We start from the raw sequence: 23,774 nt of genomic DNA, 5'->3' as shown, positions 1-23,774 counted from the left end.
GAGATATCACTATCGCCAATGTTGCAACTAAGTGCAACCGGGTTAATAAACAATTAACTTATAGTTAATAAGGTTGCAATCCTGGCGCGGGCGACGCCTGGACGCCGTAAACCGCAACGGCGTGATGGCGCAAGAACGGCGTGACGGGGATTATTTGATTAAATTTGTAATAATTGATGTTTTACGTAAGCCGCGGGTTATTTACCAGCGCAGCGGGAAAAAGCGTTCTGTGGGGCGATATATCAGCAGGCGATAAAGTCGGGGGGCGCTATTGGGTTAAGGTCATCCAGTTCAAGCGTAACGGCTATTGCTTATTATTTGTTCGAATGCTAAAAAAAATATTGCAATCCCAGCGCAAAGTGATGCAATGTCATTATACTCAAGACATCAAGCTAGTTCAGAAAGTTGTTCAGATGCGAAATTCATAACCTCACTGCGGGGATCGCTAATGACAGTGTCCTTTTATGGGCTGATGGCAATACCAGGTTCTGCACCAATCGCCTCCGGAACAGTCGGCGGTTGTAATTTCAACGCTTCGTTTCCAACTTCGTTTTTGCCGACCGGCAATGTAATTGTTCCCTTGTGTTCTCAACTCCGTTGCTTTTTTCCAACTGATGCGCACTCCGGTACGTCCGTATTGTCCATGCGGATGCAACGGGCCGTGTCATCTTATCTCATGGCTATTATTGGCTTTAAAGGAAGCCACAACCTCATCTGAATGTGAAGCGTAATCACCAGGCCTATGCCTGTGTGAATGGTGAAACAAACTGTAAGGTGCCACTTATGGGAAGACAAAAAGTAGTGATCAAAGCTCGTCGCGAAGCTAAACGCGTTATCCGGCGTGAATCACGCAATCACAAAATGCGTGAAGAGGACTCGGTCACTTCTCTTGTTCATATGAGCGGGATTGAATCGATAGGCATGGCGCGCGACAGTCGCGACACCAGGTTAATAGAGGCACGTAATGAAGTCCAGGAAGCTTATTTAACAGCCATTGAGACCAAACAGTTAATTTTCGCAACCGGCGAGGCAGGGTGTGGTAAAACCTTCCTTAGCGCCGCTAAGGCTGCCGATGCGTTAATCCACAAAGAGGTTGACCGTATTATCGTTACCAGGCCGGTATTACAGGCCGACGAAGACCTGGGTTTTCTGCCGGGGGATATTGCTGAAAAATTCGCCCCTTATTTCCGACCGGTTTATGATATTTTGCTGCGCCGGCTGGGGTCGTCCTTTATGCAATATTGCCTGCGCCCTGAAATTGGCAAGGTGGAAATCGCTCCTTTTGCGTATATGCGCGGACGTACCTTTGAAAATGCGGTGGTTATTCTGGATGAAGCGCAGAATGTTACCGTCAACCAAATGAAGATGTTTTTGACCCGTCTGGGAGAAAATGTCACGGTTATTGTCAACGGCGATATTACGCAATGTGATTTGCCCAGAGGGGTAAAATCCGGACTGGCGGATGCTCTGGAGCGGTTTAACGAGGAGGATGAAATGATCGGTGTGGTGCGTTTCGGCAAACAGGATTGCGTTCGCTCCGCGCTGTGCCAGCGTACGCTGAATGCCTATCGCTGACGGTCGCTACGCACGCGGCGTCAGTATGGCTCCTTATCATTGAGTTAAAAAAAGCCCGGATAATCATCCGGGCTTTTTATTACCGCCAGGCCAGGCTGTTAACAACAGCTTGACCCTAATAATTTTGGCGGTGAGGGAGGGGTTCGAACCCTCGATACGATTTCTCGTATACACACTTTCCAGGCGTGCTCCTTCAGCCACTCGGACACCTCACCACGCTGTTAACCAAGGGTCAACGGGGCGGTACTATAGGGATTCGTCCCATTCCGGTCAAGTATAATTTATCAGGGATGCGTTGTTTGCTCAGGGTTTGAGCGCATCGCTTGTCTGGCGGCGGTGGCGATGCCATCGGGCCTGCCGTCAGGGGTGAATAATGTGCGGCGCGGGGGAGGGCAGGGGGTATTTCGCGCGGCAAGCCTCAGTATTATGCTGCCGGCAACGCCCAGCCGAAAAAGCTGGGAATAGCCCGCCCGTTCATGTGTGCAGACAATGCTATTCCCGGTTCGCCTCTCAGCGATATCGGTGCAGTAAAATACCATTTAATGACATCTTATATTTATTATCATTTCTACCACAGGCCCCGGCGTTACTCGGTAAAAAAACTGCCCCATTGGTGCTGCACCCCTTCCGGATACATTTTGCACAGGCCACCGCCCGGCGTAAAGGTCAGCTCACCAAAATAGACATTGCCTTCGGCTTCATAAAAATCCACCCTGACATAATTAAAATCCGCCGCCAGACGTTTTGCCAGCGTCACCATTTCCGGTAAATTCTTAGGCGCGGGCATAGGGATAGGGTTGTTCGGCAAGCCCATCCTGATATCGGTCTTGTGCCATTCAGTATCAAATACGTCGCGGCGATGCAGACCATAACGGTCGTAGTCAACCTGGATAAAAATATGCATCTCACCCTGCTGGTTAAAGCAGTGGAACTTGATATCGTTGGGTATATGGCCCTCGTCCTGCAGCAGGTGCTCCACCAGGATGCGGGGCTGGATTTTTTTATAATGTTTTTCTCGATTGGTTTTGTAATAATTGGTTTTAGTCCAATAACGGGTTAACGCACTGAGTTGGGCGAAGGTGGTATCCGCTTTATCGTGCACGACTAAGTTAAAACCACATCCATGGTTGGCCTTGATAACGAAGGTTTGCGGAAGAGCCGCATAAATTTCTTCCGTGAGTACGTCGAACACTGCGTGCAGCGGGATGAGATATTTTTCGCCTATGGTGTTAGCAATATAATCTCGAACTTTGTATTTATCCGCTAAGTTTGTGTAAATCTGCTTAGGCCGAAAATTACGTATAGTGATTTTCTCGCTAAAGGTCGTTGGCTGGGTCATGTTCGGCCATTTTTTGAATACACGCGCATATTTTAATTGATGATACAAGAAATCTGGCAACATTTTAAACGCTTGCCTGACGAGTGGATTTAACATAGTTTTGCACCTCAATTATAAAATTTGGAATACTTTTATAGGCACTGAGCAACTGATAAGTGACTAACCCTTTTTTGAACAACGCATTGAGCACGAACAGAGATAGGACCTCGGATAATAAGGTTGATAGCGCCGCGCCCTTTATGCCGAATAGCGGAATAAAGTGATAATTGAGGGCTATGTTCAGTAAGGCGATAACCGGCATCTTTAATGCGACAAAATGATAGCCGGAATGCATCAATATTATCCGGTACGAAATGGTGCCCAATACGCTGCAAAGGGATGTCAATGCACATATCAACAGGATGGACGCCGAGTCTTTATAGGCGGCACCATAAATTAACTGTATGATATCGTGACTAAAAAAACCTATAATGATTATCACCGGCGCGCACAGTACCAGGGTGACCATATACAGCATGCGCACACGGTCCGCGGCCCTTTTGGCATCGCGCTCGCTGGCGATGGTGCTCATAAACGAGGTAATCAGCGCCATGGGAACCAGCACCCAGCCACCGCTTATCGCCAGTGCCGCGCTATAAATACCCACCGCATGATAACCAATGAATTTCGCCAGCATTATCTGATCGATACGGGTATAGATCACTATCGCCAGGCTGGATATAGCCAGTGGCAAACCCACCTTCAGCAAATAGATATTATAAAAGCGGCTGTATTTGGCCTTCAGCTTTCTTTTATAATGAATCCCTTTAGCCTGTTGATGGCGATAAAATAGAACCCTGCGCACAATATAAGGTACAAAGCTTCTGCCCGCCAAGGAAACCGCAAACCATATCAAGCTTAGCTGCAACCAGGCAAACAGCAGGTTGGCTAGCACAAATATAACCAATACCGTGTTGTTGATAATCAGGTTAACCTTGGACGCCAGAGTCGCGTCGTAATACAGTTTGTAAATATCCCTTAAGGTAAAAAACGTTCCCAGTAATAAAATCAATAAAATATAAAAGTGTTGCCGTGGGACAGAGTAATATGCCCAGAAGAGCAGTCCCGCGCTGAAAATGATAAACAGCAGAAACTTTATACGCAACGAGGCTGCCATCAGGTTCATGCCACTGTGCGGTTTTTTTGCTATGCGATTGAATAAGACATTGTCACTGCCCAATTGTATAAAAGGCAATATCAATGCGATAATCGAAACTAAATAACTCAGCGTACCGAAATTTTCAGGTCCAAGATAACGGGCTATATACATTGCTGAAATGATGCCTGCGCCTGCAAAGCATAACTTCTCAAGTATGATCCACAATGAATTATAAATGATAGCTCTCATGTTCCTCTTCGGGTAAAAATGGCTAAAATTCCGATGTCAATAGAGCTGTTAAAAGTTGCTTAACAAGGTAGCTACAGGCACGTATCCGAAATATAACTTTCTCGAGTAATTGAAAAATATAGCTTTATGCTTACTTAGGCAAATAAAAAAAAGTAAAATAATTTTTAGAAAAATAATTTTAGTTTCATGGAATATAAGAATTGACTGAAAAAAGGATAATTTCACCTGAATTTCATTTCACTTAACGGCAGGAGAAATTTCATTAGCGGATAAAAAAGCCCGAATATCTATTCGGGCTTTTTTTATGAAAATAACGAGGGCGTCAGGGAGTGAAACGCTACTTTTCACCTAACGCCTGGCAATCGAAAGCAACGCCGTCGAATTTGACCGTCAGGCTTTTGCAGGAAAATGCGTCACTGGAAGAACTATTATAACCTAACGGGCACGTCAGGGTCACCGCGTTGACTTTATTGAACCGCGCCAGTTCCAGTGCATAAGACGCGAAAGGGATTTTAATTGTTGAAAAGAAATACATTATCAAAGGAGATAAAATAAAAAAAGCCATTAATCCCAATATGATTTTACTTTTGGTTTGCTGAATCCTGGCCGCAAAAGCGGAAGAAACATCTTTTAACGGATTCGATCTATTTACTGTCGGTCTGGTAATGGTTTTTGTAATTCTCGAAGGCGGCGGCAATGCCCAGGTGGGCTGGTCAAAAAACGCGTCTTCCATGGTGGCCGCTTCCTGGATATTGGGCTCGCAAGCCACGCGGGCCGCCGTAGCCGCTGTGGCCTGCGCGGGTTCCGGTCTTAAGGGCTCAGGTACGTATTCATCGACGGATTGAGGGTTAAAGAAAATATTAACCATTTGTTTTTCTTCAATGATATAGCCTATGCGCGGTATGGTTTTAATTATGTCGTGGTTCTCATCCCCCAGCTTCTGGCGAATGGATTTTATCGTTTGGTTGATGGTCGAATCCGAACAATAGGTTCCTTTCCAAATCTGATTAACCAGCTCGGCACGCGTCACCGCCGCTGGTGAATTCTGGATTAATAAATTGAGTATCTGGTACTCTTTCCAGCGCAGACGACTATGGATATTGGGCGCAATTGTCACATCAAGATGATTGATCGTGATGGGTTGTGTAAGTTTCATCTCAAAATACCTCAATAGTATTTTTTTTCTTATCATATCGCTGATCCGCAAGCTACACGCGATCATAAAATTTTCAAGAGTTATAAAGGGTAACTGTCTGATATTTTATTTTTTTCATCACTCATTTACCTGCTCATAGATTTCTCCAATACCTGGTAGTTAGGTTGTACGTTTTGAGTCCTTTTAAACAATAGTCGAGACCGGGGAAGTCGCGACGGTAATAAATCTGAATTTAAAAACATCAAATCGTACCTTTTTGCGCAAGTGAAATTACAAAACCTAATAGTTTATGGGGTTAATCATGCTTTTTTATAAAATTTCATTGTTTTATTTACTTTTTCCGAGGAATAGATAAACGTTAATTTTAAACTTTTAGTTGTAAATGTCCGACTGGATAAGGGAGCCTACATTCAGGGCATGCAGGCCCTGATATCAGATTTTTGCGGTGACGGGCTAAACACGCGTGCAACCGCCAGCCGTCCTACTATTGTCGTAAGATCATAAAGTTGATTCGTATCATGACGCTATACCCTAAGCGGTTCGGAATAATTATTCATGTCCAAGCGCATACAAAAAATGCGAAAAATAATATCGGCCAGTGAGTAAATTTTTTTTCGCTTATTCTTTTCCACAAGCAAATACCGCCCGATGTTTATTCCGCAATCAACCCAGCGCATGCATAAGATAATTCTTAATGATTTCACTTTTTGTCACTTAAATTTAGCTTTTTTATGTTATGACGCCTGCATCAGCCGTCACAGGGCCAGGCAATAAGGCACAAAATGTTAACTGCTAGTAAAAAATGACTATATGCGCCAGCCTGCGTATTAGCGATTGCGATTTTTAGCATGGGCAACCGCTGTGGTTACCTGTCATACCGTTTGGCAAGATTGTGCTTTACCCAGGCTAACGGTATGTTAAATGGTGAAAAAAAGCTGGGATGGAAAGGCGTTTTATTATGAGGATCATTTTTTATCACCCGACGGACAACGCGGCGGTGTGGATCGACGGCTTGCGGCAACGATTTCCTGACGCTGATATCAGATTGTGGCGAGAGGGCGTAGACCTGCCGGCCGATTATGCCGTGGTCTGGCATCCTCCCCGTGCGATGCTGGCCGGCCGGCCCGGCCTTAAAGGCGTGTTTGCCCTCGGCGCGGGAGTGGACGCCTTAATGGATCAGGTGCGCCTGCACCCGGATATGCTGCCGGCGAATGTACCGCTGATGCGGCTTGAAGATACCGGCATGGCGCAGCAGATGATTGAGTATACTGTCGCCGCGGTGCTGCGCTATTACCGGCGCCTGGATGAATATGCCCTGCAGCAAAACCTGGGAGAATGGCGCGAGCTGGCGCTGCCCGCCAGGGAAACCTTTCTTGTCGGCATCGCCGGCGCGGGGGTGCTGGGCGGTAAAACGGCAATGGCGGTGCGCGCCATGGGTTTTCCGGTGCGCTGCTGGAGCCGCCGCGCGAAGGTCATCCCGGGAGTGGCCAGCTTTGCCGGCCGGGAAGGCCTGGACGCGTTTCTCAGCGGCGTACAGGTACTCGTGAATCTGCTGCCGAACACGCCGCAGACGACAGGCATCCTGAACGCCGCGCTGTTTGCGCGCCTCAATCGCGGCGCGTATATCATCAATATTGCCCGTGGTGCGCATATGGTGGAAGACGACCTGCTTGCCGCTCTGGCGCAGGGGCAGATTGCCGCGGCAACGCTGGATGTCTGCCGGCAGGAGCCGCCGCCGCGCGATCATCCTTTCTGGGCGGCGCCGCGCATTACGCTTACCCCTCATATTGCCGCCACGACACTGCCGTCGCAGGCCATGGACAGCATTGCCGATAACATACGTCGTATCGAGACCGGACAGACGCCGCTTGGCCTGGTTGATCGCCTGCATGGGTATTAACACCATTGCGTCAGGGGACGTTTTATGACAAGGTCGGCGCCGGTTTTACTTTGCTTACTAAAACGGATAACACGATGAATGATTTTTCCATGGTCTGCCGGGTGCTGGGAACGTTATTTTACCGCCAGCCGCAGGATGCCATGCTGGCGCCGCTGATGACGCTTATCAGCGAGGGCAAGCTGACGGCCCATTGGCCCCTGGAGCAAGACGCTCTGCTGGCCCGCCTGCAGCAAAGCTGCGAACCGCAGGCCCTGGCCGCGCAATACGCTTTGCTATTTACCGGCGACGAAGCAAAAGTCCCGCCACTGCGCTCGGCGTGGCTGGCGGCGGATGAGGGCGAGGTCGTGGCCTTCCTGCAACAGCTCGGCATGCCGGCCGGAGACGGCCCGGCAGATCATTTCGGCGCGCTGCTTCTTGCCGGCTCGTGGCTGGAAGATCATGCGCGATTGGATGAAACCCAGGCCCAGAGCCAGCTGTTCGATCTGTATTTGCTGCCCTGGAGCGATCGGTTTTTGGGTAAAGTGGAGGCCTGCGCCACCGGGGACTTTTATCGGGTACTGGCGATAATCTGCCGCGAAGCCCTTGAGGCGCTGCGCGAAGAACTGGACGAAACCCCGGCTGAATAGTAGGGCGATCACCCATGCCGCATAAAACCTGTTAAAGGGAGAGCCTGCCGATGGGGTTGAATCGGGCGTGGTTTTCCCGCCCGACCGAGGCCCCATGGCAGGGTATGCCCGCCATCACCCATGCCGCATAAAGCCTGTTAAAGGGAGAGCCTGCCGATGGGGTCGAATCGGGCGTGGTTTTCCCGCCCGACCGAGGCCCCATGGCATGCTAGGCCCGCCAACGCCGGACTCAAGGCAGCCGTGTTCAAGGGAGAGCGTGCCGATGGGGTTGAATCGGGCGTGGTTTTTCCGCCCGACCGAGGCCCCATGGCATGCTAGGCCCGCCAACGTCGGACTTAAGGCAGACGTGTTCAAGGGAGAGCATGCCGATGGGGTTGAATCGGGCGTGGTTTTCCCGCCCGACCGAGCCCCATGGCATGCCAGGCCCGCCAACGCCGGACTCAAGGCAGACGTGTTCAAGGAAGAGCATGCCGATGGGACTCACCCAAACGGGATAACCAGTTTGCCCGGTTTAACCTCCAATCCCTGCGCCAGCTTTTTCACCAACGCCTCATCTTTATTGCGATTGGCGTCCAGCACATACGCCGGCGTATTATCAAAATAGGATTTCAGCGCATGGTCGAGATAAGGCGACAAAGCGCGAAAGGTGGTGTCGACATCAGCCGGCTGAACCTGATAATCCACCAGACGCATATCTTTCAGAAACACCGCGCCCTGCGACTTATCATAATACGGCTGCGCCTGCAGGGTCAGCGTCGCCTCGGCCTGCTGCGACCCGAACAGGGTATCGACATTGACCGTGGCGTTACCGGATAACCGCACCTTATCGGGCTCGGCGCGGCCGATCTCGCTGGCCAGATGGGTGACGACGATATGGGCGTTGGCCAGTCCGGGAACGCCGATATTTTTACTGAAATCGTTATGCTTTTGCAGATAAGCGTTTATTTCCTGCTCACTGATGCTGTACTGCGTCAAATTATTGCAGCCGCTTAATAAACTGCCGGCCAGCACGCAGCTGAAAAGCAGCTTAATCCATGCAACGAAACGATTTTTCATGCTGTCCTCTACCCTCAATACCGTGGCGTCTGCTCATTACAGGATAACCGTCTCGCCCCGGCGGATGGCGCGCCGGATCATGCCGCACGCACCGGAAAAAACTCACTATGCCTCAGGAACGCCCCGCGCCCGGCGTACCGCGGCCAGGCGCGGGCAAGCAGGTTATTGCGCTACGCTGGTAAGCAGATTAACCTGAGTCTGCTTGGCCATATTATCGCGATATTCAGCCACCCGCGTCGGCCATTCCAGCCCCGCAACGATGGTCAGGGAACGCAGACGGGCAAACAAATGGAAATCATCGTCGGACAGCTCGCCGTTACAGGCGTTGGACTGCTGGATCAACGGTTCAAGCTCGCGCAGTTGCTGGCTGACTTTTTTTACCAGCCCCGGGGTATGGGCCAGAAGCTCCTCAAAGCTGCCGCTGGCCGCTTCTTTTTTCCTGATAAAGTATTGGCGCGCCTCAGGAGTGGCAAACTCTGCAAACTTGCCGTTAACGTTACGCGGCAACACCAGCGGATAGGCGGCCGGATGGTTTGCTTCCAGCCATTTGCCGATAGCGGGATTGACGGGCCCCGTCACCAAAGGGCTACCATAATGGGTGTCGATATAATGGACGATATCCATGCTCTCCGGCATATAGCCACCGTCCTCCTTCTGCAGGATCGGCGCCACTTTTTTCCCCACCATGCCGATAGGTGTCGCCTCGTCGTCGTTCATCAATACCTGGAGACTGATAGGAATATTTTTCAGGCCGAATATCATCCGCGCTTTGACGCAAAACGGGCAGTGCTCATAAATGTAGAGTTTCATAATGAAGCATGTTCTCCTGGTTAAATGCGTGCGGCGCGCCATACCGCCGCGCGCCGGACAGGGTAATAAACATTATGGGACAACATGGGCCGGGCCACCAATCCTCAGCGACCGCTCAGCATGGCCGGTTCAATCCGGCGCTGATGGAATTGACGGTACAGCCCGAACAGGGTTGCGCACCCGATAAGGCCCAGCATTATCCAGGGCAGATCGGGAACGTCCAGCCGGTGCCCGACGTCATATAACCAACCGCCGCCGCTATAACCGATGGCGCCGCCCAGGGCCAGGCCAAGCCGGCTGAAACCCAGGTAGCTGCCCCTGGCCCGGCTGTCCGCCAGCGACGCGCTCAGGGTTTCCCTGGCCGGTTCGGCAATAATGGAACCCAGGTAAAACAGGCCGATCAGGCAGAACAACGTCTGCAGGCTGTCGGTCATGCCGATGGGGAACAGGCTCAGCGTCATGATCATCAAACCCGCCATCAGCCGCAATTCGAGGCTAAAGCGCTTTTCGCTCCAGCGGGCGATGGGGTAAAGCAGCGTCAGCGATAATACCGCCTCGATGGCGTACATCCATTTTACCGCGGCGGGCTGGCCGGCCACTTCGTTAACGCGGATCGGCAGCATCAGCATGACCTGCACCGCCAGCATATAATAACCGGTCAGCGTCAGCACGTAGGTGACGAAACGCCGATCCCTGAATACCCGCCGCATGCCGTCGCGCATGGGCGCGCGCACCGATGAGATGCGGTATGCCGGCAGCCACCAGGCGTTGAACATCGCCGCCAGGATAAACATCAGCGCTCCCGCCCAGCACACCAGATGGAAATCGTACTTTAATAACCAACTGCCGATCAGCGCCCCGACCACCGAACAGGCGCTGTCCTGCATCATCAACAGCGAAAAGAAGCGGCCGCGCTCGTGGGGCCGGGTCAGCTTGACCACCAGCGCGGTGCGCGGCGGATCAAACAGCGTACCGCCAAGGCCCGACAGCAGGCAGGAAAGCCAAAGTATCCAGGGTTGATCGGCGACCGCCATCAGCGCAAAGCCCAATGCGCGCAGCAGCATGCCGGTAATAATCATCGGCTTGGCGCCCAGGCGATCGGCGATGGCGCCGCCAAAAATACCCAGGCCCTGCTGGATGAGCTGACGCAGCCCAAGCGCAATACCGACCAGAAGCGCCGCCCAGCCCAACTGATCGACAAACCTGATGGAAATCAGCGGAAACACGACAAAAAAGCCCAGGACCACCAACATATTATCCATAAGCAGAAAATATTTACCCAAGCTCCGAGCTTGCGACACCGAGGACATGCTTCACCACAAACCAAAAAGAAATTTTACGAGAACACTTATTCTGAACGTAATGCGTCCATAACGATAGCCCGGCAAAGAGGATAATTTTTTATCGAAAATTATTAATAGAAACGCTAATTTATGAGAGGGATCATCTTCTCGCGCGTTAACAGGATAACATCGGCGCCGGGAGATTGTATGATGGTGACATACGCCGGGTTGTATCATCGCCGCGCATCACGCCGGTACCCAGACCCTACGGTAAACATGATTCAATAATCGCCCGGACAGCGGAGGGAAGATGTTTGGCTATCGACAGGCGTCGCCAAAAGTGCGACTGGTTACCGCCAGACTGGTGGTGCGTTTGGTCCACGAACGCGATGCTTACCGCCTGGCGGAGTATTATGCCGGCAACCAGGCGTACCTGAAACCCTGGGAACCGGTGCGCGATGAAAGCCACTGTTTTCCGTCGGGCTGGCAGGCCCGGCTGGGGATGATCACCGAAATGCACCGGCAGGGCACCGCCTACTATTTTATCCTGCTCGATCCCGGGGAAAACGAAGTCTACGGCGTGGCCAATTTCAGCAATGTGCTGCGCGGCTCCTTCCATGCCTGTTTTCTCGGGTACTCGCTGGGCGAAAAATGGCAAGGGCAGGGGCTTATGTTCGAAGCGCTGCAGGCCGCCATCCGCTATATGCAGCGCCATCAGCAAATGCACCGTATCATGGCTAACTATATGCCGCACAACCAGCGCAGCGGTAATCTACTGGCCCGCCTGGGATTCGAGCGGGAAGGATATGCCAAGGATTACCTGCTGATCGACGGGCAATGGCGCGACCATATATTGACGGCACTGACCTATGCCGCCTGGAAGCCCGGGCGGTAAGCGTTTTTTAGGGGCATTGACATTATGACATTACGTATCGGGATTGTCGGACTCGGCGGCATCGCGCAAAAGGTCTACCTGCCGCTGTTGTGCCAGGCGGGGGACTGGGAGGTGGCCGGGGCGTTTTCCCCCAACCAGGCCAAGGCGCGCACGCTGTGCGCGGCTTACCGCATCGAAAGCTTTCCCAGCCTGGACGCCCTGGCGCAGCGCTGCGACGCGGCGTTCGTGCATACCAGCACCGCCAGCCATTTTGCCGTGGTTAGCCATTTACTGGAGCGGGGCCTGCACGTCTATGTGGATAAGCCGCTGGCCGCGACGCTTGAGCAGGCGGAACGGCTGGTCGCCCTGGCGGCCAGGAAACAACGGGCGCTAATGGTAGGATTTAACCGCCGTTTCGCGCCGCTCTACCTCAGGCTGAAACAACAGATGCGGCAGCCCGCCTCCCTCCGCATGGATAAACACCGTCTGGACAACGTCGGTCCCGAAGCGATGGGCTTCACGCTGCTGGACGATTATCTGCACGTGGTGGATACCGCGCTCTGGCTTGCCGACGGCGCGCGGGATCATGCCGCTGCGGCCAATGACGCCGCCGGCGGGCCCCGACTGACCGGCGGCATTCTGCGGGATAACGCCGCCGGACAGATGTTGTACGCCGAGCATCATTTTATGCACCGGGGCTGCGCCGTCACCACCAGTATGCATCGCCAGGCCGGCAGCCAGAGCGAAACGGTGATCGCGGTGACCGCCGGCGCGGTGTACCGCGTCGAGGAGATGCGCGTGTGGCGCAGCGAAAGCCAGGGCGTCATCAGCGAACTGCCGGTGCCCGCCTGGCAATCGATCCTGACCCAGCGTGGTTTTACCGGGGCGGTGGCGCATTTTATCGCGGCGGTCTCCCATCAAACCCAGCCTGAAACCAGCGGCGAGCAGGCGCTGATGGCGCAGGCCTGGATAGAGCGCCTGCCGGCCGGTTAAACCCTCGTTCCCGCCGGTCCGTCCGAACCCCTTCCGGGGCGGGACATGGCGTCATAGCCTGTTTGCAACGATTGTCATGACGGCCCAGGCATAATTGCATCAGGCTATTGGCGCAAATGACTTTTATGGTCCATAGTCAGAGAACCCGATGTCGGCGCGCTGCAATGCGGCGGGCCGGGGGGCGTTTACGCGCCTCCCAATAAGTTCCTACATACCTATTTAGCCTTAAGGGCGTCTCATTCCAGGCGCGACGCATAGCGCCTCTTTCCAGGGTTTGTATCGCCGCCATGGCAAGGTGGATTTCGCCGTGTCATGGATAACGGCAACGAGTTGGCGCGCTGGCGATATAACGCCGTATTTGGCACCGATAACATTTTCGTAATGCCTGTGGCATGAAGCCGCAGGTTAAGGCTGCTATGAAAAAATTGCTTGCTGGGATCTACCGTTTTCGTGAAGCCTCGTCACCGTGGAACGATCCTGCCCCGGTCAGGAAAGAATTATTTGGTGTTGAACGCCTTGAGCAGCACGCGGAAAGCCTGGCGGCCGCCCAGGCGATCGCCGACCGCCCGCCGACCGTCTCGCCGCTGCGCCAGCGCCTTAATGATAATGCCGCGGTGTTGCTGGCGGCCTACCGCGCCAGCGCGCTGGAACTGGAAAAAGGCCGTACCGTGGTGCCGGCCGCCGAGTGGCTGCTGGATAACTATCATCTGGTCGAGGCGCAAATCCGTGAAATCCGCGAAGATCTGCCGCCGAGTTTCTACCGGCTGCTGCCTAAACTGGCGCAGGGGCCGTTTGCCGGTTACCCGCGGGTCTTCGGCGTGGCCTGGGCGTTTATCGCCCATACCGACAGTCATTTCGATCCGGAAAACCTCAAGCGTTTTATCGCCGCCTACCAGCGGGTACAGCCGCTCACCATCGGTGAACTCTGGGCGGTGGCCATCACCCTGCGCATCGTGCTTATCGAGAACCTGCGCCGGCTGGCGGATCAGATGAGCGAGGGGCGCCAGGCCAGGCAGGAGGCCGAGGACCTGGCCAATAAGCTGTTGGCCAAAGGCAATGCCCAGGCGGCGATGGAGGCGGCGCATTTATCCGCCTATACCTTGCCGCTTAATGAGCATTTTGCCGCGCAGCTGGCGAAACGCCTGCGCAACCAGGATCCCCGCACCACCCCGTCCCTGGCCTGGCTGGAAGAAAAGCTTCACCAGCAGGACAGCTCCATCGAATTGATTGTGCAAAACGCCCAGCAGCGCCTGGGCGCCTCCAACGTCACGGTGCGCAATATCATCACCAGCATGCGCCTGATCTCGGATATCGACTGGGCGACGCTGTTTGAAAGCATCAGCCTGGTGGATGAACGTTTACGCCGGCACAGCGCCTTTGACGAGATGAATTTTACCACCCGCAATCTTTACCGCAGCGCCATCGAGCAGCTGTCGCGCGGATCGTCCTTCAGTGAGCTGGATATCGCGGATAAGGTCCTGGCGGCCGCTCATGAAGCCGCGGCCAGCCAGAACGATCCTCTCGAGGCCGCCCGCGTAGGCGATCCCGGTTATCACCTGATTGCCGGCGGACGCAGGCGCTTTGAGCAGTCCATCGATTTTAAACCGCCCTGGCGCTTACGCATCAGCCGAATGGCCATTGAACCTGGCATCGCCGGCTACGGCGGGGCGATTATCCTGTTAAGCCTGCTGCTGGCCGCATGGGCGGGGAGCAAGCTCTTGGCTGCGGGCCTCGGCGCCGGCGCCCTGGCGGTCTTTATTATCCTGGCGCTGCCGGCCCTGAGCGATGCCGCCAGCGCGCTGGTCAACCGGCTGGTCAACTGGCGCCTCGGCGCGTCGCCCCTGGCCGGCCTGGCGTTAACCGACGGGGTGCCGACGGCGTTGCGCACCATGATCGTCGTGCCGGTGCTGCTGACCGACCAGGAGGACATCACCGAGCAAATCGAGCGGCTGGAAGTCCACTACCTGGCCAGCGGCGAAGGCGATCTCACTTTTGCGCTGCTCTCCGATAGCCTGGATGCCCCGCTGGAAACGCTGCCCGGGGACGCGGAGCTTATCGCCTGCGCCCGGGAAGGCATCGAGCGGCTGAACCAGCGTCATGGCCCTGGTCCCGCCGGCGCGCGTTTCTTGCTGTTGCACCGTCGCCGCCTGTATAACGAACGCGAATCCTGCTGGATGGGATGGGAACGTAAACGCGGCAAACTGCACGAACTGAACCGTCTGCTGCGCGGCGCGCGTGATACCAGCTTCCTGCCGGGCAGCCAGGTGCCGGAAGGGGTGCGCTATGTGATCACCCTGGACGCCGATACCCGGCTGCCGCGTGAAACCGCGCTGCTGCTGGTGGGGAAAATGGCTCACCCGCTGAACCGACCGAAATTCGATGCCGGCAAAAAGCGCATCGTCAGCGGCTATGGCATCCTGCAGCCGCGCATTACGCCGTCCTTGCCGCTAGGCAACGACGGCTCTATCTACCAGCGCGTCTTCTCGGGGCCGGGCGGCATGGATCCCTATGCCTCGGCGGTCTCGGATGTCTATCAGGATTTGTTCGGCGAGGGATCTTATACCGGCAAGGGCATTTACGACGTCGATGCGTTCGACGCCGCGCTTGACGCGCGCATTCCGGAAAATACCCTGCTTAGCCACGATCTGTTTGAGGGTATCTATGCCCGCGCCGGCCTGGCCTCGGATGTGGAACTGGTGGAAGACTCGCCGGCGCGCTACGACGTGGTGGCGAAAAGACAGCACCGCTGGACGCGTGGCGACTGGCAGTTATTGCCCTGGATCATGAACGGGCGCAACGGCATCAGCCCGGTGCCCGCCGTCGGCCGCTGGAAGATGATCGACAACCTGCGCCGTTCGCTGCTGGCGCCGTTCAGCCTGCTGGCCCTGGGTTGGTGCTGGCTGCTGCCGCCGGCCGCGGCCGCGCTGGGCGTACTGACGCTGATTGCTGCCTTCGCCGTGCCATCGCTATTGCCGATTTTCTGCGATCTGCTGCCGCGCCGGCGGCGTATCCCGCTGCACAAGCATTTACATAACGTCGCCATCGATTTGCGCTATGCGCTGCTGCGCATCCTGATGCAGATCGTGTTTTTAGCCGACAACGCCTGGCATATGCTGGACGCCATTGTGCGTTCATTATCACGGGTATTTTTCAGCCATCGCAAGCTGCTGGAATGGACCACGTCGGCCCAGACCGGCGGCAGCCCGCGCCTGGGGTTGGGCGGGTTTTGCCGGCAAATGTCCGCCGGCATCCTGCTGGGACTGCTGATGGCGGCCCTGGCGCTGGCGCTGGCGCCGTGGAACTGGCCGCTTGTCGCCGTGTTCGCCCTTTTATGGCTGTTGTCGCCCGTCATGGCGTTATGGGCCAGCCGGGAGCCGGTGATTGCGCCGCAAGTGGCGTTGAACGATAAGGAAATTCAGACGCTGCGCCTGATTGGCCGCCGGACCTGGCGCTTTTTTGAAACCTTCGTTACCCCGGTGGATAATATGCTGCCGCCGGATAATTTCCAGGAAGAACCCAGGCCGGTGGTGGCCCATCGTACCTCGCCCACCAATATCGGGCTGTATTTGCTGTCCACGGTGGCGGCCCGCGATTTCGGCTGGGCGTCCACCGGGGCGACGCTTGACCGGCTGGAAGAAACCTTCGCGTCGCTGGATAAGCTGCAGCGTTATCGCGGCCACTTTTTCAACTGGTATGAGACCCGCAATCTCGAGGCGCTGGCCCCGGCCTACGTATCGTCGGTGGATAGCGGCAACCTGGCCGGTCACCTGATCGCCCTGGCCAATGCCTGCGAAGAATGGCGCTGCGCGCCGGTGGCGCCGGGCTGGCGCGCCGGCGCCATGGATCATCTGTTGTTAATCCGCAGGGCGTTAAAAAAGGCGCCTGAAATCGACGGCTTGCCGCTCGACGCCCTGCTGGATGAAATCGCCGCCCAGCTGGCGCGGCAGCAGCCCGATAATACCTTGCTGCCCACGCTCGCCACGCTTAGCGAGGAGGCCTGCGGTTTAATGAACGATCTGGCCGTATCCCCCGAGGCGGAACCGACTGATGACGCCTCGCACGACGACGCGCCGGAACCGGGGCTGATGTTCTGGCTGGAGGCGATGAGAACCAGCATCGCCGGACTTAACGCCGATCGCCTGTTGGCGGCGGACAGCTATAACGAACGCCTGCAGCAACTGGCGGATCGCGCCAGGGCGCTGGCGCTGGGCATGGATTTCCGCTTTTTGGTGGATGACGAGCGCAAACTGCTCTCCATCGGTTACTCCTTCACCGATAACCAGCTCGACAGCAGCTGTTATGATTTACTGGCGTCCGAAGCCCGCCTGGCCAGCCTGTTCGCCATCGCCAAGGGCGACATTCCCACGCGCCACTGGTTCCGCCTCAGCCGCGCCGCCATTCAGTCCGGTAAAGGCGCGGCGCTGATCTCCTGGTCCGGGTCGATGTTTGAATATTTGATGCCGTCCCTGGTGATGCGCGCCGCCGCCGGCACGTTGCTGGAGCAGACCAACCGGGTGGTGGTGGCCCATCAGCAGGCCTATGGCCGCATGCTGAAAATTCCCTGGGGCGTCTCGGAATCCGCCTACAACGCGCGCGATTTGGATTTAACCTATCAATATTCCAACTTTGGCGTGCCGGGGCTGGGGCTGCAGCGCGGCCTGGCGCAAAACCAGGTTATTGCCCCCTATGCCACCGGCCTGGCGTCGATGGTGGATGCGCGCGGCGCACTGCTTAATTACCGGCGGCTGGCGAAGATCGGGGCGCGCGGCGATTATGGCTTTTACGAAGCGCTGGACTTTACCGCCGCCAGGCTGCCTGATAACCAGAAAGTGGCTATCGTGCGCAGCTATATGGCCCATCATCAGGGCATGACTATCGTGGCGCTGGATAACGCCCTGCTTGACGGCGCCATGCGCGCGCGTTTCCATCGCGAGCCGATGATCCAGGCCAGCGAGCTGCTGTTGCAAGAACGCATGCCAAGGGAAGTGGCCCTGACCAAACCGCATGCCGAAGAGGTGAAAAAAGCGGTGGTCAAATCCGGCCACGAGTATCTTACGCAGCGCCGGTATTCCGCGTTGCCCGCCGGCGCGCCGGTGACCCATCTGGTCTCCAACGGTCATTACGCCGTTATGCTGACCGTCTCCGGCGGCGGCTACAGCCGCTGGGGCAATATCGCCATTACCCGCTGGCGCGAGGATGTCACCCGCGACGACAGCCGTTCATTTATTCGTTTCCGCGATCTGCGCAGCGGCAAGATCTGGTCGGCCGGTCTGCAAATCCAGGGAACGGATTCGCTGAGCGAACGCCGCGTGCGGGCGTTGAAAGGGAAGTCTTTCAACCAGGTGATCTTCAGCGAGGACGACGCCACCTTTATCCACCATGACCGCACGTTGACCACCACGCTTAACGTGCTGGTGTCCGGCGAGGATGACGGCGAGGTGCGTCGTGTCATGCTGACCAACAGCGGCCGCCGCACCCGCGAAGTTGAATTGACCTCGTATGCGGAGATTGTGCTGGCGCCGGCGAATGTCGATACCGCCCATCCGGCGTTTGCCAAAATGTTTGTGCAGACCCGCTATCTGCCGGAATTTACCGCCCTGGTCGCCACGCGCAGGACCCGAACCCCGCAGGAACCCCACGTCTGGGCGGCGCATCTGGCTATCGTGGAGGGCGAAAGCCTGTCCGACGCACAATATGAAACCGACCGGGCGCGGTTTATCGGCAAGGGTTCGTCGCCCACCTATGCCGACGCGGTGCTGGGACGGCAGCCGTTGTCCAATACGGTCGGCACGGTGCTGGACCCGATTTTCTCCCTGCGGCGACAGGTCCGTATTCCGGCGGGCACCTCGGTCAGGGTAACCTACTGGACGCTGGTGGCCTCTTCTGAAGAAGAGCTGATGAAGCTCATCGATAAGCACCACGACCGCAGCGCCTACAAACGGGCGAAAACGCTGGCCTGGACCCAGGCGCAGGTACAGCTGCGCCATCTGGATATCAACGCCGAGGAAGCGGCCGACTTCCAGCGCCTGGCCGCGCCGTTGCTGTATGCCGATTCGCGTTTCCGCGCGCCTTCCGCCTCGATTATCCGCGGTTCCGGCGTCCAGTCGGGCCTGTGGCCCTTGTCCATTTCCGGCGATCTCCCCATCGTCTTGCTACGCATCGACGATATCCAGGATATCGCCCAGGTGAAGCAACTGCTGCGCGCCCATGAATATTGGCATATGAAGTTGCTCAGCGTCGACGTGGTGATTATTAATGAACACGCCTCGTCCTATTTGCAGGATCTGCAAATCGCCATTGAGACGGCGGTGCGCAGCAGCCAGTCCCACCCGCGTTATACCGGCGATGCCTCGCGCGGCGGCGTCTATACCCTGCGCGCGGATCTGATAAGCCAGGAAGCGCGTATGCTGCTGCAGTCCGTCGCCCGGGTGGCGCTGCTGGCGCGGCGCGGCAGCATCGGCTCGCAGCTGGCTTCGCTGGAGCTGCCGCAGGTCTCCCTGCTGCCGCAGCGCAAGATGCGCCTGCCGACGCCCGGCGCGTTGCCCGTGCCCGCGGACCTGGCGTTCTTCAACGGCACCGGCGGGTTCGCCAGGCAGGGGCGTGAATATGTCACTGTGATTGACGCGCAAACCTGCCCGCCGGCGCCCTGGATCAATGTGATTGCCAATCCGGACTTCGGATTCCAGGTGTCGGCCCGGGGCAGCGGTTATACCTGGGCGCAAAACAGCCGCGAAAACCAGCTTACGCCCTGGCTGAACGATGCGGTGGCGGACAGCGGCGGCGAGGCCATCTATATACGCAACGAGGTCACCGGCGCCTTATGGAGTCCCACGGCGCATCCCATCAATGATGGCGGTCGCTATCTCGCCCACCACGGTTTCGGCTACTCCCGCTTCGAACACAATACCCTCGAGGCGGCGGTAACGCTGCTTCAGTATGTGCCGCTGGAGGATTCCATCAAGATCTCCCGGCTGACCATTCGCAACCTGAGCGATCAAACGCTGCACCTGTCTGTCTCCGCCTATGTGGAATGGGTACTGGGCACGTCGCGCAGCGCGTCCGGGCCGTTTATCATCAGCGAGCATGATGAAAGCACCGGCGCGGTGTTGGTGCGTAATTCATGGAGCACCGCCTTCCAGAACCGGGTGGCGTTTGCCGACCTCGACGGCCGTCAGGACGCGTTCAGCGCGGACCGTACCGAGTTTCTCGGCCGCAACGGCGCCATGGCGGCGCCCGCCGCGCTGGTCAACGGTGGTCGCCTGAGCGGCGCCTGCGGCGCGGGCTTTGATCCCTGCACGGTATTGCAAACCCATATCGAGGTTGGGGTAGATCAAAGCATAGAGGTGGTCTGGTTTATCGGCCAGAGCGACTCGGCCGAAAGCGCCCGCCGCTTAATCGAACGCTATCGCGCCGCCGATCTGGACGCGGTGCTGGCGGAAGTGACCGGCCACTGGCAACAGCGGCTGGGATCGATACAGGTGACCACGCCCGATCCGGCTATGGATATCATGCTTAACGGCTGGCTGCTGTACCAAACCCAGGCCTGCCGTATCCAGGCCCGCTCCGGCTTTTATCAGGCCAGCGGGGCCTATGGTTTCCGCGATCAGCTGCAGGACGGCATGGCGCTGACCTTCGCGCAGCCGCAGCAAACGCGCGGACATTTACTGCGCGCCGCCGGCCGGCAATTCATGGAAGGCGATGTACAGCACTGGTGGCTGCCTCACTCCGGCCAGGGAGTGCGTACCCGCATTTCCGATGACCGGGTATGGCTGTCGTTCGCCGTCGCCACTTATATCAACTGCAGCCGCGATGAGGCGGTGCTGGACGAAGTGCTGCCCTATCTTGAGGGGCCACTCCTGGCGGAGGGCGAACACGACGCCTTCTTCCAGCCGATGGTGGCCGCCGAGAGCGCGACGCTCTACCGGCATTGCGTACAGGCCATGGAGCAGTGCCTGGAACTTACCGGCGCGCACGGTCTGCCCCTGATGGGCACCGGCGACTGGAACGACGGCATGAACCGGGTCGGCGAAGGGGGCAAAGGGGAAAGCGTCTGGCTGGGTTGGCTGCTGATCCGCACCCTGACTTTGTTCATGCCATGGGTTGCGGCCCGCGAGCCTGAACGCGCGGCGCGCTGGCAGGCGCACAAGGAATCCGTGCGCCAGTCGATCGAGCGCGACGCCTGGGACGGCGAGTGGTATCGGCGGGCAACCTTTGACGACGGCACCTGGCTCGGCAGCAAGGATAACGATGAATGCCGCATTGACTCCATCGCCCAGACCTGGTCCGTGCTTTCAGGGGAAGCGGACCCCACGCGCGCGGCGACGGCCATGGCCGCGCTGGATCGTTTGTTGATCCGTCGCGAGGATAAGTTGGCGCTGCTGTTTACGCCGCCGTTCGATAAGACCACCCACGACCCGGGTTATATCAAGGGCTATCCGCCGGGATTGCGTGAAAATGGCGGCCAATATACCCATGCCGCCATGTGGGCCATCCTGGCGTTCGCCGGGTTGGAGCAGGGCGATAAGGCGCATGAGCTGTTTGCCTTGCTCAATCCCATCAATCATGCCCGCACGCCGCAACAGGTGGCGCGTTACAAAGTCGAGCCTTATGTTATCGCCGCCGATGTCTACTCCGTGGCGCCCCATGTCGGCCGCGGCGGCTGGACCTGGTATACCGGCTCGGCCGGCTGGATGTACCGCGCCGGCGTGGAAGGCATTCTCGGTATTCGCCGGGAAGGCGACGTATTGATTATCAATCCGTGCCTGCCTTCCGGCTGGCCGGGCTTCGACGCCGAGGTGCTGGTGCTGGACACCCGTTTCACCATCGAAGTCACCAATAGCGGCCTGCATCCGCGCGGGGTGAGCGAGGCGATACTTAACGACGCGCCTCTGGCGCTTAGCGATCGTCAGGCGCGTGCGCCGCTCGATGGGGGCGTCCATCACCTGTTGCTGAAGTTATAACGCGGTCTTGCCCCGGGAACGGGGAATATCTGCCGTCCGCGCCGGCCCGGGGTTCCGGGTTGTCGCGGGCGGACTTACGCCGCGTAACAACTCGCAGTAGCGATTTCCTGAAGTCAGGGTAGACTAGGCGCACTTATAAAAGGATCAGGGTGCCGGCGGGAGCGACGTTGTTCCCTTCACCCCGGCATCCGGGCGCTGTAGAAAAATAACTCCATGAATTTATTGAAATCACTGGCTGCTGTCAGTTCCATGACCATGTTCTCGCGGGTGCTGGGTTTTGCCCGCGATGCGATTGTCGCCCGCATTTTCGGCGCCGGTATGGCGACGGATGCGTTTTTTGTCGCCTTTAAGCTACCCAACCTGCTGCGGCGTATTTTCGCCGAGGGGGCCTTTTCCCAGGCGTTCGTGCCGATACTGGCGGAATATAAAACTCAGCAGGGCGAGGAAGCCACCCGTACCTTTATTGCTTATATCGCCGGCCTGCTGACCCTGGCGCTGGCCGTGGTGACGCTGGCCGGCATGCTGGCCGCGCCCTGGGTTATCATGGTCACCGCGCCGGGATTCACCGATTCGCCGGATAAATTTATCCTGACCTCGTCCCTGCTGCGCATTACCTTCCCTTATATCCTGCTGATTTCACTGGCGTCGCTGGTGGGCGCCATCCTCAATACCTGGAACCGTTTCTCGGTGCCGGCGTTTGCCCCGACGCTGCTTAACGTCAGCATGATCGGTTTTGCGCTGTTCGCCGCTCCGCACTTCCATCCGCCGGTACTGGCCCTGGCCTGGGCGGTGGTGGTGGGCGGTGTGCTGCAGCTCGGCTATCAGTTGCCGCACCTGAAAAAAATCGGCATGCTGGTGATGCCGCGCATCCAGTTTAAGGATGCGGGGGTCTGGCGGGTGCTGCGCCTGATGGGGCCGGCGATCCTCGGGGTATCCGTTAGCCAGATTTCATTGATTATCAATACTATTTTCGCTTCCTTCCTGGTCTCCGGCTCGGTCTCCTGGATGTATTACGCCGATCGGCTGATGGAATTCCCATCCGGCGTGCTGGGCGTGGCGCTGGGAACCATTTTGCTGCCTTCGCTGGCGCGCAGTTTTTCCAGCGGCAACCATGACGAATATTCCCGCCTGATGGACTGGGGGCTGCGGCTGTGTTTTGTGCTGGCGCTGCCCAGCGCCGTGGCGCTCGGGATCCTGGCGAAAGCGCTTACCGTATCGTTGTTCCAGTACGGACGCTTCTCGGCTTTCGACGCCGCCATGACGCAACGGGCGCTGATGGCGTACGCGGTGGGGCTTATCGGCCTTATCATGGTGAAGGTACTGGCGCCGGGGTTTTATTCGCGCCAGGATATCAAGACGCCGGTCAAGGTGGCGATCGTGACGTTAATCATGACGCAACTGATGAACCTGGTGTTTATCGGCCCGCTCAAGCATGCCGGGCTGTCGCTGTCCATCGGCCTGGCCGCCTGCCTGAACGCCGGTTTGCTGTACTGGCAATTGCGCAAGAAAGACATGTTCCAGCCCCAGCCGGGCTGGTTGCCGTTTCTGGTGCGCCTGATCATCGCGGTGGTGGTGATGGCGGCAGCGCTGCTGGGCATGCTGTGGGTGATGCCCGACTGGGCGCAGGGTACGATGCTGGCCAGGCTGCTGCGTCTGGCGCTGGTGGTGGCGGTGGGCGTGGTGGCGTATTTCGCCACCCTGGCGGCGCTGGGGTTTCGTATCAGGGACTTTGCCCGCTCGGTCAGCTAACTCCAGCTTGCGCTGAGATCCTGGGTGTTTAACGCTGTTCACAGGGGCGTGGCTCACATCCCTGTG

The 23,774-nt window shown here is 57.0% G+C and carries 13 protein-coding genes and 1 tRNA gene; 7 read left to right on the top strand and 7 right to left on the bottom strand.

Annotated features, from left to right (window positions below; translation table 11 throughout):
* Positions 1 to 783 precede the first annotated feature (783 nt).
* Positions 784 to 1,575, top strand: a complete 792-nt coding sequence (phoH, locus tag ACL2XG_RS05770; RefSeq protein ID WP_410015371.1) for a phosphate starvation-inducible protein PhoH — start codon at positions 784 to 786, stop codon at positions 1,573 to 1,575.
* Positions 1,576 to 1,700: 125 nt separating this feature from the next.
* Here phoH and ACL2XG_RS05765 read toward each other — a convergent pair.
* The 4 genes from ACL2XG_RS05765 to ACL2XG_RS05750 all read right to left on the bottom strand — a co-directional run bounded on the left by ACL2XG_RS05765 (position 1,701) and on the right by ACL2XG_RS05750 (position 5,457).
* Positions 1,701 to 1,790: transfer RNA gene (locus ACL2XG_RS05765), tRNA-Ser, on the bottom strand.
* 371 nt (positions 1,791 to 2,161) lie between these two features.
* The gene (locus ACL2XG_RS05760; RefSeq protein ID WP_413722625.1) at positions 2,162 to 3,010 is read right to left on the bottom strand and encodes an ATP-grasp fold amidoligase family protein; all 849 of its coding nucleotides are present in this window, start codon (positions 3,008 to 3,010) and stop codon (positions 2,162 to 2,164) included.
* The gene (locus tag ACL2XG_RS05755) at positions 2,979 to 4,301 is read right to left on the bottom strand and encodes a flippase (protein WP_413722626.1); all 1,323 of its coding nucleotides are present in this window, start codon (positions 4,299 to 4,301) and stop codon (positions 2,979 to 2,981) included. The genes ACL2XG_RS05760 and ACL2XG_RS05755 overlap by 32 nt, the downstream gene beginning before the upstream one ends.
* 337 nt (positions 4,302 to 4,638) lie before the next feature.
* Positions 4,639 to 5,457, bottom strand: coding sequence for a winged helix-turn-helix domain-containing protein (locus ACL2XG_RS05750; RefSeq protein WP_413722627.1), 819 nt, complete (start codon positions 5,455 to 5,457; stop codon positions 4,639 to 4,641).
* 958 nt (positions 5,458 to 6,415) lie between these two features.
* Here ACL2XG_RS05750 and ghrA point away from each other — a divergent pair.
* Both ghrA and ACL2XG_RS05740 read left to right on the top strand, forming a co-directional pair.
* Positions 6,416 to 7,357, top strand: a complete 942-nt coding sequence (gene ghrA, locus ACL2XG_RS05745; protein ID WP_413722628.1) for a glyoxylate/hydroxypyruvate reductase GhrA — start codon at positions 6,416 to 6,418, stop codon at positions 7,355 to 7,357.
* Between the two features lie 74 nt (positions 7,358 to 7,431).
* The gene (locus ACL2XG_RS05740) at positions 7,432 to 7,983 is read left to right on the top strand and encodes a molecular chaperone (RefSeq protein ID WP_413722629.1); all 552 of its coding nucleotides are present in this window, start codon (positions 7,432 to 7,434) and stop codon (positions 7,981 to 7,983) included.
* Between the two features lie 480 nt (positions 7,984 to 8,463).
* On the opposite strand, the gene ACL2XG_RS05735 is transcribed toward ACL2XG_RS05740, so the two are convergent.
* The 3 genes from ACL2XG_RS05735 to mdtH form a co-directional block, all read right to left on the bottom strand.
* Complete coding sequence (locus tag ACL2XG_RS05735; RefSeq protein ID WP_410015365.1) at positions 8,464 to 9,039, bottom strand: lipoprotein; 576 nt, start codon at positions 9,037 to 9,039, stop codon at positions 8,464 to 8,466.
* Positions 9,040 to 9,201: 162 nt separating this feature from the next.
* Complete coding sequence (gene grxB / locus ACL2XG_RS05730; RefSeq protein ID WP_413722630.1) at positions 9,202 to 9,849, bottom strand: glutaredoxin 2; 648 nt, start codon at positions 9,847 to 9,849, stop codon at positions 9,202 to 9,204.
* Between the two features lie 104 nt (positions 9,850 to 9,953).
* Entirely contained in the window at positions 9,954 to 11,159 is a 1,206-nt protein-coding gene (gene mdtH / locus ACL2XG_RS05725; RefSeq protein WP_413722631.1) for a multidrug efflux MFS transporter MdtH, read from the bottom strand.
* 283 nt (positions 11,160 to 11,442) lie between these two features.
* Here mdtH and rimJ point away from each other — a divergent pair, with 283 nt between their 5' ends.
* The 4 genes from rimJ (at position 11,443) to murJ (ending at position 23,708) form a co-directional block, all read left to right on the top strand.
* The gene (rimJ, locus tag ACL2XG_RS05720) at positions 11,443 to 12,027 is read left to right on the top strand and encodes a ribosomal protein S5-alanine N-acetyltransferase (RefSeq protein WP_410015362.1); all 585 of its coding nucleotides are present in this window, start codon (positions 11,443 to 11,445) and stop codon (positions 12,025 to 12,027) included.
* A 21-nt stretch (positions 12,028 to 12,048) separates the two neighbouring features.
* Positions 12,049 to 12,999, top strand: coding sequence for a Gfo/Idh/MocA family protein (locus ACL2XG_RS05715; RefSeq protein ID WP_413723431.1), 951 nt, complete (start codon positions 12,049 to 12,051; stop codon positions 12,997 to 12,999).
* Between the two features lie 416 nt (positions 13,000 to 13,415).
* Positions 13,416 to 21,959, top strand: coding sequence for a GH36-type glycosyl hydrolase domain-containing protein (locus ACL2XG_RS05710; RefSeq protein WP_413722632.1), 8,544 nt, complete (start codon positions 13,416 to 13,418; stop codon positions 21,957 to 21,959).
* A gap of 213 nt (positions 21,960 to 22,172) precedes the next feature.
* A complete protein-coding gene (gene murJ / locus ACL2XG_RS05705; protein WP_413722633.1) occupies positions 22,173 to 23,708 on the top strand; it encodes a murein biosynthesis integral membrane protein MurJ in 1,536 nt (511 codons plus the stop codon).
* Positions 23,709 to 23,774: the final 66 nt, after the last annotated feature.

The organism is Sodalis sp. RH24, from assembly GCF_047324145.1.
In the GTDB taxonomy this organism is placed as follows: domain Bacteria; phylum Pseudomonadota; class Gammaproteobacteria; order Enterobacterales; family Enterobacteriaceae; genus Acerihabitans.
The sequence above is the reverse complement of the archived record's forward strand: the minus strand, read 5'-3'. Positions and strand labels throughout refer to the sequence as shown.

Bases quoted from the DNA above. Each gene is read 5' to 3' on its own strand.
- phoH (WP_410015371.1), top strand. From the start codon at position 784: ATGGGAAGACAAAAAGTAGTGATCAAAGCTCGTCGCGAAGCTAAACGC.
- ACL2XG_RS05750 (WP_413722627.1), bottom strand. From the start codon at position 5,457: ATGAAACTTACACAACCCATCACGATCAATCATCTTGATGTGACAATT.
- ACL2XG_RS05755 (WP_413722626.1), bottom strand. From the start codon at position 4,301: ATGAGAGCTATCATTTATAATTCATTGTGGATCATACTTGAGAAGTTA.
- mdtH (WP_413722631.1), bottom strand. From the start codon at position 11,159: ATGTCCTCGGTGTCGCAAGCTCGGAGCTTGGGTAAATATTTTCTGCTT.
- rimJ (WP_410015362.1), top strand. From the start codon at position 11,443: ATGTTTGGCTATCGACAGGCGTCGCCAAAAGTGCGACTGGTTACCGCC.
- ghrA (WP_413722628.1), top strand. From the start codon at position 6,416: ATGAGGATCATTTTTTATCACCCGACGGACAACGCGGCGGTGTGGATC.
- ACL2XG_RS05760 (WP_413722625.1), bottom strand. From the start codon at position 3,010: ATGTTAAATCCACTCGTCAGGCAAGCGTTTAAAATGTTGCCAGATTTC.
- ACL2XG_RS05740 (WP_413722629.1), top strand. From the start codon at position 7,432: ATGAATGATTTTTCCATGGTCTGCCGGGTGCTGGGAACGTTATTTTAC.
- ACL2XG_RS05710 (WP_413722632.1), top strand. From the start codon at position 13,416: ATGAAAAAATTGCTTGCTGGGATCTACCGTTTTCGTGAAGCCTCGTCA.
- grxB (WP_413722630.1), bottom strand. From the start codon at position 9,849: ATGAAACTCTACATTTATGAGCACTGCCCGTTTTGCGTCAAAGCGCGG.
- ACL2XG_RS05735 (WP_410015365.1), bottom strand. From the start codon at position 9,039: ATGAAAAATCGTTTCGTTGCATGGATTAAGCTGCTTTTCAGCTGCGTG.
- murJ (WP_413722633.1), top strand. From the start codon at position 22,173: ATGAATTTATTGAAATCACTGGCTGCTGTCAGTTCCATGACCATGTTC.